Raw genomic sequence first — 14,626 nt, forward strand, 5'->3', positions numbered from 1 at the left:
GGGCGAGACTACAATTCGGCGGCCGTCGGTGCCACCGCGGGGCGGCGCGGCGGGAGGGCACAGCAGCCGACGACGCAGGGCGCGCCGTTGACGGTGCAGCCCAGGGCGGTGATCTCGCTCAGGCGGGCCGGGGCGGCGGCGGTGCGGTACTCGTCCACCAGGTCGGCGACCAGCTGCGCATAGCGCGGGTCCGGGCCGGGTGTGGCGGCGCGGGCGAAGGCCATGCCCAGTTCGGCGGCCCGCTCCTTCGCCTCGTTGTCCAGGTCCCAGATGACCTCGAGGTGATCGGAGACGAAGCCGACCGGGCAAACCACGACCGCGTCCACGCCACGCGCGGCAAGGGCGTCGAGGTGGTCAACGATGTCGGGATCCAGCCACGGGATCTGCGGCGGGCCGGAACGCGACTGCCACACCAGGTCGTAGTCGTCGAATCCGGTTGCGGCGGCGCACAATCGGGCCGCCTCGGCGACCTGACGGCTGTAGAGGTGCTGCTCGGCGGGCGGGCCGGAGGCGACATCGGCCGAGACCGGCACCGAGTGGGCGGTGAAGACCAGGCGGGCGGACTCGCGTTTGTCGGCCGGCAGTTCCGCGACAGCCCCGCGGATCGAGTCCGCGAAGGCTCCGATGAAGAGCGGATGGTCGAAATACTGGCGCAGCTTCACCAATTCGGGCGCGTCGGCGACCGCGGCCCGGGCGCGCACGATGTCCTCGTGATACTGCAGGCAGCCGGAGTACCCGCCCCACGCCGAGGTCGGGAACACCAGCGCGGACCGGACACCGTCCGCGCGCATGCGCTCGACGGTCTCCTCGACCATCGGGTGCCAGTTGCGGTTGCCGAAGTACACCGGCAGATCGATACCGCGCGTGGCGAATTCGGCCTCGATGGCCTTGATGATGTCCAGATTCAGGGCATTGATCGGCGATACCCCGCCGAAGTGCAGGTAGTGCTGCGCGACTTCGGCGAGGCGCTCCGGCGGCACGCCCCGGCCCCGAGTGACGTTCTCCAGGAACGGCATCACATCCTCGGGGCGCTCGGGACCGCCGAAGGACAGCAGTAGCAGGGCGTCCACTTCACGAGCCGTGGGCTCCGCAGCCACTGCTCTCCTCCTTACCCTCGAACCTCGTCCGGATCAGTTGCCGCCGAAACCGGCTTCCGGGAACCAGGTGTTGTGGCTGGCGCCGCCGTCGACGTAGATGATCGAACCGGTGGTGCCGGGCAGCCAGTCCGACAGCATGGCCACGATGGACTTGGCCACCACGGTCGGGTCGTCGACATCCCAGCCGATCGGGGACGCCCCGTCCCAGTACTCGTTGAGCATGTTCAGCTGCTTGGCATCATCGGTGGCGGTACCCGCGATGGCCTTGGCGGCGAGGGTCTTGATCGGACCGGCCGCGATCAGGTTGGAGCGGACCTTCTTGGCATTGCCGACTTCCCGCGCCACATAGCGGTTCACCGACTCCAGCGCCGCCTTGGCGACACCCATCCAGTTGTAGTACGGCATGGCGGTGCGCGGATCGAAGTCCATGCCCACGATGGAGCCGCCCTCGTTCATGGCGGGCAGCACGGCGCGGGCCAGCGAGGCGTAGGACCAGGCCGAGATCTCGAACGCCTTGGCGGCATCCGGGCCCGGGCTGTCCAGGAACGCCACCGCGTCCGGACCCATCAGGGTCTTGGGGGCGAAGGCGATCGAGTGCAGCACACCGTCGATGCCCTCGGGCGCGAGCTCACGCAGCTTCTCCGGCAGATTCGCCAGATCCTCTTCGCTGGTGACGTCGAGACCGATGGCCGGGGGCACCTCCTGCGGCAGGCGCTTGGCGATGCGGTCGATGAGCCGCAGCCGCTCCGGGATACCGGTGATGATCACCTTCGCGCCCTGCTCCTGCGCGACCGCGGCCGCGTGGAATGCGATGGACGAGTCGGTGATGATGCCGGTGATGAGTACGGTCTTGCCTTCGAGCAATCCACCCATGGGTTGGTCGGTTCTCCTCGTTTGAAAGATGCTGGGGGCTGAGCGATACGGATGGAACTGAGCGCTGTGTCTCTTACAGCGAAAGGCTCAGTGGCCCATGCCCATACCGCCGTCGACGGGGATGATCGCACCGGAGATGTAGGAGGCGTCGTCCGAGGCGAGGAAGCTGATCACGCCCGCGACGTCCTCGGCCTGACCGATCCGGCCCGCGGGGATGAAATCGAGTGCGGTCTTGCGCATCTCCGGTGTCATCTCGTCACGGGTCATGTCGGTGTCGATCAGGCCGGGCGCGACCACATTCGCGGTGATGTTGCGCTTGCCGACCTCACGGGTGATGGCGCGCGCCATACCGACCAGACCGGACTTGGCCGCCGCGTAGCTGACCTGCGCCGGCGCACCGATCTGACCGACCACCGAGCCGAGGAAGATGACGCGGCCGAAGCGGTTCTTGAGCATATTGCGGTTGGCACGCTGGGCGACTCGCCACGCACCGGTCAGGTTGGCATCGATGACCTTCGAGAACGACTCCTCGCTCATGCGCATGAACAGGACGTTGTCCACGATGCCCGCATTGGCGACGACAACCTCGACCGGACCCTGGTGCGCCTCCACCTCGGAGAACGCGCGATCGACCGATTCGGCATCGGTCACATCGCATTTCACGCCGAAAAGCCCCTCGGGCACGCCGGACCCACGATGAGTCACGGCGACCTTGTGTCCGTCGGCGAGCAGGCGCTGGGCAACCGCGAGACCGATGCCGCGGTTACCGCCGGTCACCAGTACCGACCGGGATGTGATGTTCGACATAAGGGCAAACCTATCTGTTCGTGTTCGGGACTCGGCGCGCGGTACCGATTTACGGCAGACGCTGACGATAGAGCAGGGCGGTGAGCACGCCACCGGCGGTCACCAGCAGGCCGAGCAACAGCCACGGACGGCTGGCGTCGCCCATGGTGGTCTCGTAGCCGATCTGCTCTTCCAAATGGGCATAGACGTTCTTGAGTTCCTCCAGCGTGGAGGCGGTGAAGAACTCGCCGCCGGACAACTTGGCGATCTCGCGCAGCGAATCGTCGTCCACCGGCACCCGCACCCGCTGCGAACCCTTGCCGTCCTGATCCGGAATCTCGACGGTGCCCCAGGTGGTGCCGAACGAAATCGTCGACACCGGAATGTTTTTCTCCTTCGCCAGCCGCGCGGCGGTGAAGCCGTGGCGAGGGTTCTCGACGTCCTTGTCGTCCGGCACGGTCTGCTTACCGTCGGACATCATGACGATCTGGGCCGGCGGCGGCTTCTCCGCGCCGCCCAGCACCGACGCCAGTGTGTCGATCGACTGCAGGGCGGTGAGAATGCCCTCGCCGGTGGCGGTCCGCTCGGCCAGCTTCATATTGTCGATGGCCGCCTTGACCGCTTCCCGATTGGTCGTCGGCGACACCTGCACCGACGCGGTACCGGCGAAGGTGACCAGACCCAGGTTGATACCGGGCGTCAGATTGTCCGCGAACTCCTTGGCGGCCTTCTTGGCCACCTGAATTCGGCTGGGCGGCACGTCGGTCGCCTCCATGGACAGCGACACGTCGATCACCAGGATGACCGTGGCCCGGTTGCGCGGCACCTTCTTGGCCGCGGTCGGACCGGCGGCGGCGAAGGTCAGGAAGATCAGGCCCACCAGGGTCAGCGCCACCGGGATGTGCCGCCACGGCTTGGGCTGCGAGGGTGCGACCTTCTCCAGCAGATCCATATTGGCGAAGCGCAGCATGTGCTTTCGCCGCCGCTGCTGGATCAGGATGTAGATCAGCGCGATCGCGGCCAGCACGGCCAGGAATCCCAGCCAGTACTGCGCCGTGAAATGCGAAAGGCTCAAAGTGACATTGCCAATGCTCACTGTCGCGGCACCCGCCCGGCAGTCGGGGCGCCGAAGGTATGGCGCCGGGTCGAAACGAATCTGACCACGTCCGCGATCCAGTCGCGATCGGTGCGCAGGGTCATCACCGGCGCACCGCAGCTGCGCAGCGCCTGCTCGACCTGGTCGCGATGATGCTGCGCGGCGCGCGCGAAATCGGTACGGAGCGTGGGGGTCACACTGAATTCCCGGGTCCGGCCCGACTCCGGGTCGTGCAGGACCACATCGCCGACGTCCGGGAGTTCCAGATCGCGCGGGTCGAGCACCTCGACGCCGAGCAGGTCGTGGCGGCCGGAGATGGCGCGCAGCGAACGCTGCCAGTCGATGTCCCCGAGGAAATCGGAGACGACCACGGCCAGACCGCGTTTGCGCTGCGGGCGGCGCAGGGCCTCGATGGCCCCGCGCAGATCACCGCGCACCCCGTCGGGAGCGTGCGGGGTGGTCGCGATCTTGCGCAGCATCGCCTGCTCGTGCACGCGGCCGCTGCGGGCCGGAATCCGGATCAGCTGCTGGCCATTGGCCACCACCGCGCCGATCCGGTTACCGCCGCCACTGGTCAGATGCGTGACCGCGGCCGCCGCGGCGACCACCAGATCCCGCTTCTCGCACAGCGCGGTACCGAAGTCGACACTGGCCGAGAGGTCGATGACCAGCCAGGTCTCGAGTTCGCGGTCGGCGATCATCTGCCGCACGTGCGGATGGGTGGTGCGGGCGGTGACCGACCAATCCATCTGCCGCACATCGTCGCCCGGCTGATACATGCGGGCGTCACCGGGTTCGGAGCCGGGACCGGGGATCAGGCCCAGGTGGTCACCGTGCAGCACGCCGTCCAGACGCCGGCGCACGGTGAGTTCGAGCGTCTTCAACGCCGCCGACAATCGCGGGTCGGTCAGCTGCCCCTGCCGGAACGAGGGCGGGGCGTGCGTGGAGCCGCTGGGGGGTGAGATCGTCACGGGCGCAATCGATTCCGAGACCGGCCTCACTTCGGCTGGGGCTGACCGGGAACTCCGGACACCTGACCGTTGGGGGGCTGCGGAATACCCTGCTGCGGAATGCCCTGGGCGGGCACGCCGGGCTGCTGCGGGGCACCGCCGTGCGGGACCAGCACCGGCTGCTGCGCCGGGGCGGGCATCGGCGCTCCGCCTCCCCGCGCTTCGGCGGGCGCGGGGGCGCCGGCCGGGGCATTGGCCTGGGCGGCGACCTGCGGCAGGCCGACGGTCTGCAGCACGCGCTTGATCACGTCGTCGGGGCTGACCTCGTCGGCGAGGGCGTCGTAGGACAGCACCAGGCGGTGGCGCAGCACGTCCGGGATCACCTCGACGACATCCTGCGGGACCACGTAGTCGCGGCCGCGGATCAGCGCGACCGCGCGGGCGGCGGCGATGATGCCGAGCGAGGCGCGTGGCGAGGCGCCGTAGGAGATCCAGCCGGCCACATCCTGCATGCCGAAGTCGGCGGGCTTGCGGGTCGCGGCGATCACACGGACCACGTAGTCGACCAGCGCGTGGTGGACGAAGGTATTGGCGGCCACGCTCTGCAGCCGGACCAGTTCCTCCGGATCGAGCACCCGCTTGGCCTCCGGCGGGGTGACACCCATCCGGTAGATGATCTCGCGCTCCTCCTCGACGGAGGGGTAGTCCACCACGACCTTGAACAGGAAGCGGTCGCGCTGCGCCTCGGGCAGCGGGTACACGCCCTCCGACTCGATCGGGTTCTGGGTCGCCATGACCAGGAACGGATTCGGCATCGGGTAGGTCTTGCCGCCGATGGACACGTGCCGCTCGGCCATCACCTCGAGCAGTGCGGACTGCACCTTGGCGGGCGCGCGGTTGATCTCGTCGGCGAGCACGAAGTTGGCGACCACCGGGCCCAGCTCGGTGTCGAACTCCTCGCGGCCCTGCCGGTAGATGCGGGTACCCACGAGGTCGGTGGGCACCAGGTCCGGGGTGAACTGCACGCGCGAGAAGCTGCCGCCCACCACCTTCGCGAAGGTCTCGACGGCCAGGGTCTTGGCGATACCCGGCACGCCTTCCAGCAAGACGTGCCCCTTGGCGAGGACACCGACCAACAGCCGCTCGACCAGCCGATCCTGACCGACGATCACGCGCTTGACTTCGTAGATCGCCTTTTCCAGGGTCTGGACATCGCGCTCGAGGGTGTTCGGAGGCGAGGGCGGTGCATCCTTCACCGTGCTTACCCCGCTCACACCGTCAGTCGAAGTCACCAACATCCCCGCTTTCGCCTTGGTCCTGTGCGTTCCGCCCCAACTATTCCAGGTATCTCGCGCAATTGCCGCACCCGGATCCGATCGCGGCGCGAATTTCGGTCGTGAAATGTGGCTTTCGGCTATTTCCTGGCCGTAGTGGCGTGGTCGAGGACCAGTTCGACGGCGTCGGCGACGGGGGTGTGACCGTCGGTCAGTTCGATGATGACGCGGTTGAGGGCCGGGCGGTGCAGGGCGACGTCGATGAAGGCGGCGACGTCGTCGCGGTGGACGTCGCCGTATTCGATTGCCAGTCCGGCTGCGACCAGGCCTTTACCGGGTTCGTTGCGCAGTGTTCCGGGACGCACGATGAGCCAGTCGAGGTCGGTGGCGACGAGGTAGGCGTCGGCCATCTTCTTCACGCGCATGTAGTGCTCGAAGGCGGGTGTTGTGTTGAGAGCGCGACCCGCGTCGGGGAACACGGACACCAGAACGAAACGGGCAACACCGGCAAATCGGGCGGCATCGGCCGACTTTTCCAGTCCCCTGCCATCGATCAGCGAGGTCTGGTCCATCCCGGTGCCGTGCGCGCCCGCGGAGAAGACGATGGCGTCGTGGCCGTGGAATTTGGCGGCGAGTTCGTCCACCGAATCGGTGACCAGGTCGCCGGCCACCGGAGTCGCGCCGGTCGCGGCGATCACCGCCGCCTGGTCCGGGTTGCGGTGCATACCGGTGACCTCGTCACCGCGCGCGGTCAGCAGCGTCGACAGACGGCGTCCGATGCCGCCGGCCGCTCCGATCTGGAATACCTTCATCGGTGACTCCTCTCGTAGGCGGGCACACTCCCAGCTTTCCATCGGACCGACGGAACGATTCGATCGGTACCAGAAAGTTTCCGGAGCAGCGATGCGCCGGGCGAAGATGCGTCTAATCTTGCGAATGTCTCTGCCGCCGACCGCTTCTGCGCCGGTAGCGTTGTCACTATCGGTCGACGGTGTCCGGTGATACGGGATGTGGTGTGACGTGTGGGATTTCGAGGTTTCGCCCAGGCAATCCATCGGCGAGACGGTGCTGGAAGAACTCCGGGAGCGGGCGGCCGCCGACGGGGTCGCGCTACGGGTGGGAGTGGTTGTCGAACACAATGACGCGGTGCTGATGCTCGAGCACGAGGAGCACGTCGAGGGACGCAGTCCGCTACACCTGCCTGGGACGGTGGTCCGCCCGGGCGAGTCGCTGGCCGGCGCGGTGGTGCGGGCGGTGCGGGAGGAGACCGGGCTCGCGGTGGTCGACGTCGCGCGCCACCTCGGCAGCTTCGACTACCTCTCGAGTGCCGGAAAGCGGGTCCGCAGAGAACATTTCGCGGCCTCGGTGGCGAGTGCCGGGCCGGTGCGGGTCACGAACTACGCCGAGTACCGGTGGGTCCCGCTCAGTGGCGAACTGCCGGTCACCCCGTCGATCCGCCGTATTCTCATGACGTACCAGGAGTAGCCACTCGCCGCTGCGGAGGACCACATGCTCGAGATCGACACTCGTCCGGTGGTCCTCGACCAATTCACGGTCGACGAGACCGGCCGGGCGGGACGGCGTCCCCGCGGCGTCGTCTATCCGGTCACCGTCGACGACGTGGTGACCGTGGTCGACTGGGCCCGGGAGCACCGCACCCCATTGATCGCGCGCGGGGCCGGGACCAGCCTGGAAGGGCATCTCCTGGCCCGGGGTGACGAGCTGATCCTGGATTTCACCCAGGCCGACAAGATCCTCGACATCTCCCCCGGCGACTTCACCGCCACCGTGCAGCCCGGCGTCAGCCGGACCCGGCTCAATGCGGCGGCGGCCGAATTCGGGCTGCAGTTCACGGTGGATCCCGGTGCCGACGCGTCACTGGGCGGGATGGCGGCCACCAATGCCAGCGGCACCACCACCGTCCGTTACGGCGGCATGCGGGCCAATGTGCTCGCGTTGCAGGCGGTGTTCGCCGACGGCACCGTCACCCGGATCGGGCGCGCGGTGCGCAAATCCTCGAGCGGATACGACCTGAAGGACCTGCTCATCGGGTCGGCGGGCACGCTCGGGATCATCACCGAGCTGACCGTCAAGCTGCATCCGATTCCGGAATGGATTCACTCGCTGCGCATTTCGTTCCCGACGGTGGCCGATGCGGTGGACACCGCGGTCGAGATGCTGGGCGCGGCGCTGCCGGTGAGCCGGCTGGAACTGGTGGACGCGCCGAGCATGGCGGCCATCAACATGTTCCGCGGTACCGCGTACGCCGAGACGCCCGCCCTGTTCATCGATATCGAATCCGGGTCGTCCGCAGCGGTAGCCGCCAATGAGCAGGAGATCGGGCGGATCGCCGCCGCGCACGATGCTATCGAGGTGGTGACCGCGCGCACGCACGGGGATCGGCATGCGCTCTGGGAGGATCGGCACAATCTCTACTTCGCGGTCAAGGCGAGCAATCCCGGCTGCCGGTTCATGATCACCGATACCGCCGTGCCCTATTCGCGGATCGCGGGGGCCGTGGAGACCGCCACCCGGCTGGGGGCCGAACTCGGGCTGAACATCACCGTCGCGGGGCATATCGGGGATGGGAACGTCCACACCATCGTTCCCTATACCGAGTCCGAATACGAGGCGGCGCAGCGGTTCTCGGATCTGGTGGTGCGGCATGCGCTCGAGGTCGGCGGCACCGCCACCGGTGAGCACGGGATCGGGCTGGCCAAGAAGAAGTATCTGCGGGAAGAGCACGGGGCCGCAGTGGATCTGATGGCGGCGGTGAAGCGGGCGCTCGACCCGCTGGGGCTGCTCAACCCCGGCAAGGTGCTCGACGTCAACCCGGGAAATCCACTTCCCAACGGGTCCTGACCACGATCTCGCGCGCGTGCTCGAGATACGACATGGCATGCGCCGCAACATGATCGCGCAGGCGCGCCACGGCGGGCGTCGGGCGGTGATTGCCGGAGACCAGGCCGATGCTGCGCTCTCGCTCCCCGGTCAGGGGGACACGTGTGAGGCCCGGGTGCGGGGTCTCCGGGGCCGGGAGCACCGCGATGCCGAGGTTCTGGGCGACCAGGGCGCGCAGGGTTTCGAACTCGGTGATCTCGAAGCCGACATTCGGGGTGAATCCGGCCTCGGCGCACCAGGAGTCGACGAGCCGGCGCAGGTGATAGGTCGGCGGATTGGCGATGAACGGCTCATCGGCGAGTTCGGCGAGATCGACCAGTCCACGGGCCGCGAGCGGGTGGGCGTTCGCGACATAGAGGTGCAGGCGCTGGAACCCGAGGATGATCGCGGGCAGGTCATCGGGCGCGGGGATGGTGACGGCCAGATCGAGGCGACCCTCGCGGACCATTCCGACCAGGGCGGTGCCGTGCGCCTGCACCAGACTCAGGCGGATGCGGGGTGCACCCGCGTGGAAGTCGGCCAGTAGTGACGGGATGCTGACCGGGCCCAGGGTGAAGGGGAAGCCGAAGCGGACCAGGCCGCTCTCCGGATCGGCGTCGCTGCGGACCACGTCGACCGCGTCGCCGAGAGCCTGGACCAGTCCGCGCGTGCGGTCGAACAGCTCCCGGCCCGCGGCGGTGAGCGCGACTCGGCGACCGACCGGTTGGAACAACTTCACCCCGACGGCCTGCTCGACCGCTTTCAACCGGCGGCTCAGCGACGACTGCGGCACGCCGAGCCGCTGCGCCGCGCGCGTGATGTGCCCCTCGGCCGCCGCCGCGTCGAACGCCGCGAGCAGCGGAATCAGCGCCTCGACCTGAGCAGACGGCAATCCATCCATATTCGGATCATAATCGCTCGAAATGAACATTGGACGGATGAATGGGCGCGGCGTGACGATTACCGATACCAGCAGCCGAGGAGGTCAGTCAGATGGACACGCACGCCGACAGCACCGAATCCCACACGGACACAGCAATTCTCGATGTCGTACTGATCGGGGGCGGCATCATGTCCGCCACCCTCGGCGCGATGATCGCGGCGCTGCAACCGGATTGGACGATGGTCCTGCTGGAACGGCTCGACCGCGTCGCCGCGGAGAGCTCGGACCCGTGGAACAACGCGGGCACGGGACACTCGGGGTTCTGCGAACTCAACTACATGCCGAATGCGGGCGATCCGAGCAAATCGGCCGAAATCGCGTCCATGTTCGCGCTGTCGCGGCAGCTCTGGGCGGGCCTCGCGGATCGGGGCATGCTGCCGGATCCGAGCTTCGTCACCGCGACGCCGCACATGGATGTGGTGTTCGGCGAGCGAGATGTGACGTACCTGCGCCGACGTTTCGAGACGCTCCGGGCACTGCCCGCGTTCTCGGCAATGGAGTACAGCGAGGATCCGGGCGTGATCGCGCGGTGGGCTCCCCTGCTCATGGACGGACGTGAACCGGGTGAGCCGGTGGCGGCCACCCGGTACGAGGGCGGCACCGATGTCGATTTCGGAGCGCTCACCGCATCCCTGGTGGCGGCCATGACCGGTGCGGGCGGTCAGCAGCGCACCGGCCACGAGGTCACCGGGCTGCGGCGCGGCGACGACGGCATCTGGACGGTGACCGGACGCGATCGGAACAGCAGGCAGCGCTTCACCATCCGCGCGCGTTTCGTGTTCGTCGGGGCGGGCGGCTATGCCCTGAAACTGCTCCAGAAGGCCCGGATTCCCGAGGTCCGCGGGTACGGGGTGTTCCCGGTCGGTGCGCAGTTCCTGCGCACCGACAACCCCGACGTCGTGGCCCGGCACGAGGCGAAGGTCTACAGCCAGGCGCTGGTCGGCGCTCCCCCGATGTCCGTGCCGCACTTGGACAAACGCATCGTCGACGGCGAATCGTCGCTGCTGTTCGGCCCCTACGCCACCTTCAGTACGCGGCTGCTCAAGCACGGCAGACTGACCGATCTGTTCACCACCCTGCGGACCTCGAATATCGTGTCACTGGTGGCCGCGGGCCTCCAGAACCTGCCGCTGGTGCGCTATCTGATTCGCGAACTGCTCTCGACACGCCGCCGCAAATTCGCACAGCTGCAACGGTTCTACCCCGACGCCGACCCCGCCGACTGGTACCTGGTGCAGGCCGGTCAACGCGCCCAGCTGGTCAAACCCGACCCCGACCGCCTCGGCGTGCTGACCATGGGCACCGAGCTGGTCACCGGCGCGGACGGCACCATCGCCGGCCTGCTGGGCGCGTCGCCCGGTGCCTCGACCGCGCCGGCCATCATGGCCGACCTGTTGAACCGGTGCTTCCCGCAACAGCATTCGCAGTGGGAATCGACGCTGCGCGAGCTCATGCCGGGCTACGCCGACGGCTCGAACTCCCAGAGCGCGGGCGCGCTCCCCGACGTCCCGGTGGCGATCGGGAAGTAGCTGTGATGATCGGCGGGATCGACGACCACGATGTGCGCGCCGTCCGCGAGGTGCGCGGCCCCGGCCGGCTTCGGATGTCCGTCCCGCCGATCGAAGACGCTCACCCACCCACGATCACTGGCCACATACACCCGTTGCGGACCCGGATCGTAGGCAAGGACATCGGGCGTCTCCCCCACGCTGTTGTGGTCGGTCACTGTATGTTTCGCGAGATCCACCGTGATGAGCGTCGCGTTGCCCTCACATCCGACGTACATGATCTGCCCGCCTGCGTCGAGTGCCTGACCATGCGGCCCAGAACATCCGGGCGTGGGGATACGGTCGGTGACGGTCAGCGAATCCGGTGCGATGACGGCGAGCTCGCCGCGGCCCTGCACCGCGACCACCATCCGGTCGACCGCGGCATCGTAGACGACATTGCCCACCTCCCCACCCAGCACGACGGTGCCGCGGACGGTTCCGCCGTCCGCGTCGACAACGGTCTCGCTGCCCGCCCGCTCGTTGGTGGTCCACACCGCGTTCCGCACCGGGTCGTAGGCCAGTCCGTCGGGATAGGCGCCGGTCGGGGCGGTGAACAGCACCGCCCCGCTGTCCTCGTCCAGTGCCACGACCTGATCGCGGCCCGTCACGGTGGCGTACACACGATGCTTCCCTGGGACGACCAGCACGCCGTGCACATCGGGTGCGTCGGGGATAGTCCGCACCATGGTGTGTGCCCGGACATCGACCTCGACGATCTCACCGGCTCCCATGTGCGCCAGAAACATCAGCCCGCGGTCGGAATCCAGGCTCGCATAATCGAATCGGCCGGAGCCCCCGGTCAAGGCGACCTCCGCGACCTTGCGCAGCGGCAGCGGGCCGCCGGTCGTGGCCGGCCCCTGGGCAGCGGAGCAGGCCGCCGCCACCATGGCCCCGGCCAACACCCACCCCACCTTGCTCGACCACATCCGGCTCACCTCATGGGACTCGGCAGACGTCGCGGAACAGCGCGGCGGCCGCGTCGGCGGCGGGCTCGATCAGGCGGGGATCGTCGTAGAAGTCGATCTGGCCGACCGAGTTCAGCCACAGCTCCGATTTCGGGGATGCCACCGCAGCATAGAACGTGCGGGCCCAGGGCGGGACCAACGCGTTCTCGGAGTGCACGAGCAGGAAGGGAACCGTCAGTCGCGCGGCGGCCTCCTGGGCGTCGAAACCGGCCGTGTGCTCGAAACACCCTTGGCCGCCATCTGCGCCTGGGCCACCGAACACCCTTGAGCGACAAGCCGATCCCGCGCCGGTGGTGGCACTACACCACACTGATCGGTGACCCCGAAACCGTACCGCACGACCCGATCGGTCTCGCCGGCGATTGCCTCTTCTATGGCGTGATCGCTGTGGCGGTCGCGACGGTGGTGATCACACTGGTGGCCTGGAATTCCGTGCGGGTCCGCGGCCGGTGCACCTGCTCATGCGGTTGTTCATGATCAGCATGTGCGCTCAACGCGCGGCGGGGCGGGTCTCGGGGTCAGCCTGCTCCGTGGAATCCGAGGGTTAGGTCGCGGCGCAGTACTTTGCCGGTGGCATTGCGCGGCAGGGGTTCCGCGGTGACCAGCCAGCGCGCGGGCACCTTGAAATAGGCCAGCTGCCTGGCCACGTGATCACGAAGCTCGTCCTCCGACAGCGACTGCGGGTCGTCGACCACCACGATCGCGGCGACCTCCTGACCCAGATCCTCGTGCGGGACACCGATCACCGCCGACTCCCGCACCAGCAGATGCTCATCGAGGACGTTCTCGATCTCCTGCGGGTACACGTTCTCCCCACCCCGCAGGATCAGATCCGAACGACGCCCGGAGATGTAGAGCTTGCCCGCTCGCAAGGTGCCGTAGTCACCGGTACGCAGCCAACGATTCTCATCGATCGCAGCGCGGGTGGCCTCCTCGTTGTTCCAGTACCCGAGCATGACGTACGGGCTGCGGATGCAGATCTCACCCTCTTCACCGTCGGGCACCGCCTTGCCGTCCGGGTCGCGCACCTCGACCGAGACACCGACCACCGCACGACCGACGGTCTCATTGTCGGCGGCCAGCTCCGGCGGGGTTGCCACCGTCGCGGCGGTGCCGGACTCGGTGCAGCCGTAACTGGTGGTCAAGCCCTGCACCGCGACCGGGAACCGTTCCCGCAGCCGCTGCACCAGCGCCGGGGACGACGGCGCGGAATTGAGCGAGAACGCGGTCAGCGAGGACAGGTCATAGCGCGAGATGTCCACGCCGAGAATGCGACTCGCCAGCGTCGGCACCGCCGCCCAGTTGGTGACCTTCTCGGTCTCGACCAGCTTCAACAGTGATTCGGCATCGAACTCACCCGAGGTCGGGAACACCACCGCATCACCGGTGGCCAGCCGTGGGACCGACAGATTGTGCAGGCTCGCGATGTGGAACAACGGCATCGTCGCCAGATAGCGACGGCCCGCCGGGGAACCATCCCACCCCTGCCCGCGGAAACCGGCCGCCAACGCGTCCATGAACCGGTGATAGTCGGCCACGGCGACCATGTTCTGCTGGGTGTGCACCACACCCTTCGGCCGGCCCGTGGTCCCGGACGTGTAGAGGATGATCGCCGGATCATCCTCTCCCACTTCCGCACTCGGGTTGCCGCCGGCGAACTCCGCGATCAGCGCACGCAGGTCGGTCTCCATGGTCAGCACCGGAAGGTCGATGCCGGTCTCGGTGGCCAGCGCGGCCCGTTTAGCGTCGGCGATCACGACTTTCGGCGCGGAGTGCTCGAGGCCGTAGGTGATCTCGCGCGGCACCCACCAGGCGTTGTAACCGACCGGGATCGCACCCAGCCGCTGCGCGGCCCAGAACGTCAGCACCCACTCGGGGGCATTGGCGGCCAGGATGCCGACACGGTCGCCCTTACCGACGCCGTAACGCTCGGCCAACGCCGCAGCGAGCGCGCCCGCGGCCGCGTAGTGCTCGGCGAAGGTGTAGCGGGTCCGCGCCGATACCAGATAGTCGAGATCGCCCAGCCCACGCGACGCTTCCAGCAGATCCAGCAGCGATCGGTGACGGTTCTTGAACACCGGCAGCGGCACACCCAACACCGGCTCGACCGTCATCTCGAACGGCCCACCCGGCCCCGTCAGCTTCCCGGCCCCCTGCGCGGCCAGAGCCCGCAGATCAACAGCGTTGGTCATGAATCAAATCCTCGAATCCG

Annotated in this window: 14 protein-coding genes; 3 read left to right on the top strand and 11 right to left on the bottom strand. The window is 68.0% G+C overall.

Annotated elements, in window-relative coordinates; genetic code table 11:
* Positions 1–8: 8 nt before the first annotated feature.
* From AB0L60_RS12640 to AB0L60_RS12670, 7 genes are all read right to left on the bottom strand, one after another.
* A complete protein-coding gene (locus tag AB0L60_RS12640) occupies positions 9–1,097 on the bottom strand; it encodes a ferrochelatase (RefSeq protein WP_364611669.1) in 1,089 nt (362 codons plus the stop codon).
* A gap of 33 nt (positions 1,098–1,130) precedes the next feature.
* Positions 1,131–1,970 (bottom strand): NADH-dependent enoyl-ACP reductase InhA, encoded by an 840-nt coding sequence (gene inhA / locus AB0L60_RS12645; protein WP_364611673.1) that lies wholly within the window; start codon positions 1,968–1,970, stop codon positions 1,131–1,133.
* A gap of 87 nt (positions 1,971–2,057) precedes the next feature.
* Complete coding sequence (gene fabG1, locus AB0L60_RS12650) at positions 2,058–2,777, bottom strand: 3-oxoacyl-ACP reductase FabG1 (RefSeq protein WP_364611676.1); 720 nt, start codon at positions 2,775–2,777, stop codon at positions 2,058–2,060.
* A gap of 49 nt (positions 2,778–2,826) precedes the next feature.
* Positions 2,827–3,831: a VWA domain-containing protein gene (locus AB0L60_RS12655; protein WP_364612023.1), complete on the bottom strand. Its 1,005-nt coding sequence runs from the start codon at positions 3,829–3,831 to the stop codon at positions 2,827–2,829.
* Between the two features lie 17 nt (positions 3,832–3,848).
* Positions 3,849–4,823 (bottom strand): DUF58 domain-containing protein, encoded by a 975-nt coding sequence (locus tag AB0L60_RS12660; protein WP_364611679.1) that lies wholly within the window; start codon positions 4,821–4,823, stop codon positions 3,849–3,851.
* Between the two features lie 26 nt (positions 4,824–4,849).
* Positions 4,850–6,100 carry an AAA family ATPase gene (locus AB0L60_RS12665; protein WP_364611682.1) on the bottom strand — a complete coding sequence of 417 codons (1,251 nt, stop codon included), beginning with the start codon at positions 6,098–6,100 and terminating at the stop codon, positions 4,850–4,852.
* A 116-nt stretch (positions 6,101–6,216) separates the two neighbouring features.
* Positions 6,217–6,888, bottom strand: a complete 672-nt coding sequence (locus tag AB0L60_RS12670) for an NAD(P)H-binding protein (protein ID WP_364611685.1) — start codon at positions 6,886–6,888, stop codon at positions 6,217–6,219.
* A gap of 208 nt (positions 6,889–7,096) precedes the next feature.
* On the opposite strand from AB0L60_RS12670, the gene AB0L60_RS12675 reads away from it, so the two are divergent.
* The gene (locus AB0L60_RS12675; protein WP_364611688.1) at positions 7,097–7,561 is read left to right on the top strand and encodes an NUDIX hydrolase; all 465 of its coding nucleotides are present in this window, start codon (positions 7,097–7,099) and stop codon (positions 7,559–7,561) included.
* 24 nt (positions 7,562–7,585) lie between these two features.
* Positions 7,586–8,938 (top strand): FAD-binding oxidoreductase, encoded by a 1,353-nt coding sequence (locus AB0L60_RS12680; RefSeq protein WP_364611691.1) that lies wholly within the window; start codon positions 7,586–7,588, stop codon positions 8,936–8,938.
* On the opposite strand, the gene AB0L60_RS12685 is transcribed toward AB0L60_RS12680, so the two are convergent.
* Positions 8,904–9,857, bottom strand: coding sequence for a LysR family transcriptional regulator (locus AB0L60_RS12685; RefSeq protein ID WP_364611694.1), 954 nt, complete (start codon positions 9,855–9,857; stop codon positions 8,904–8,906). The two genes, AB0L60_RS12680 and AB0L60_RS12685, sit on opposite strands and share 35 nt — an antisense overlap.
* A gap of 92 nt (positions 9,858–9,949) precedes the next feature.
* Between AB0L60_RS12685 and mqo the strand changes: the two genes are divergently transcribed.
* Positions 9,950–11,428: a malate dehydrogenase (quinone) gene (mqo, locus tag AB0L60_RS12690; RefSeq protein ID WP_364611697.1), complete on the top strand. Its 1,479-nt coding sequence runs from the start codon at positions 9,950–9,952 to the stop codon at positions 11,426–11,428.
* On the opposite strand, the gene AB0L60_RS12695 is transcribed toward mqo, so the two are convergent.
* The 3 genes from AB0L60_RS12695 to AB0L60_RS12705 all read right to left on the bottom strand — a co-directional run bounded on the left by AB0L60_RS12695 (position 11,359) and on the right by AB0L60_RS12705 (position 14,606).
* The gene (locus AB0L60_RS12695) at positions 11,359–12,375 is read right to left on the bottom strand and encodes a YncE family protein (protein ID WP_364611700.1); all 1,017 of its coding nucleotides are present in this window, start codon (positions 12,373–12,375) and stop codon (positions 11,359–11,361) included. The two genes, mqo and AB0L60_RS12695, sit on opposite strands and share 70 nt — an antisense overlap.
* Positions 12,376–12,385: 10 nt before the next feature.
* Entirely contained in the window at positions 12,386–12,676 is a 291-nt protein-coding gene (locus AB0L60_RS12700) for a hypothetical protein (protein ID WP_364611703.1), read from the bottom strand.
* A 256-nt stretch (positions 12,677–12,932) separates the two neighbouring features.
* A complete protein-coding gene (locus AB0L60_RS12705; protein WP_364611706.1) occupies positions 12,933–14,606 on the bottom strand; it encodes a class I adenylate-forming enzyme family protein in 1,674 nt (557 codons plus the stop codon).
* Between the last annotated feature and the right edge of the window lie 20 nt (positions 14,607–14,626).

The organism is Nocardia sp. NPDC051981, from assembly GCF_040680715.1.
Taxonomy (GTDB): Bacteria; Actinomycetota; Actinomycetes; order Mycobacteriales; family Mycobacteriaceae; genus Nocardia.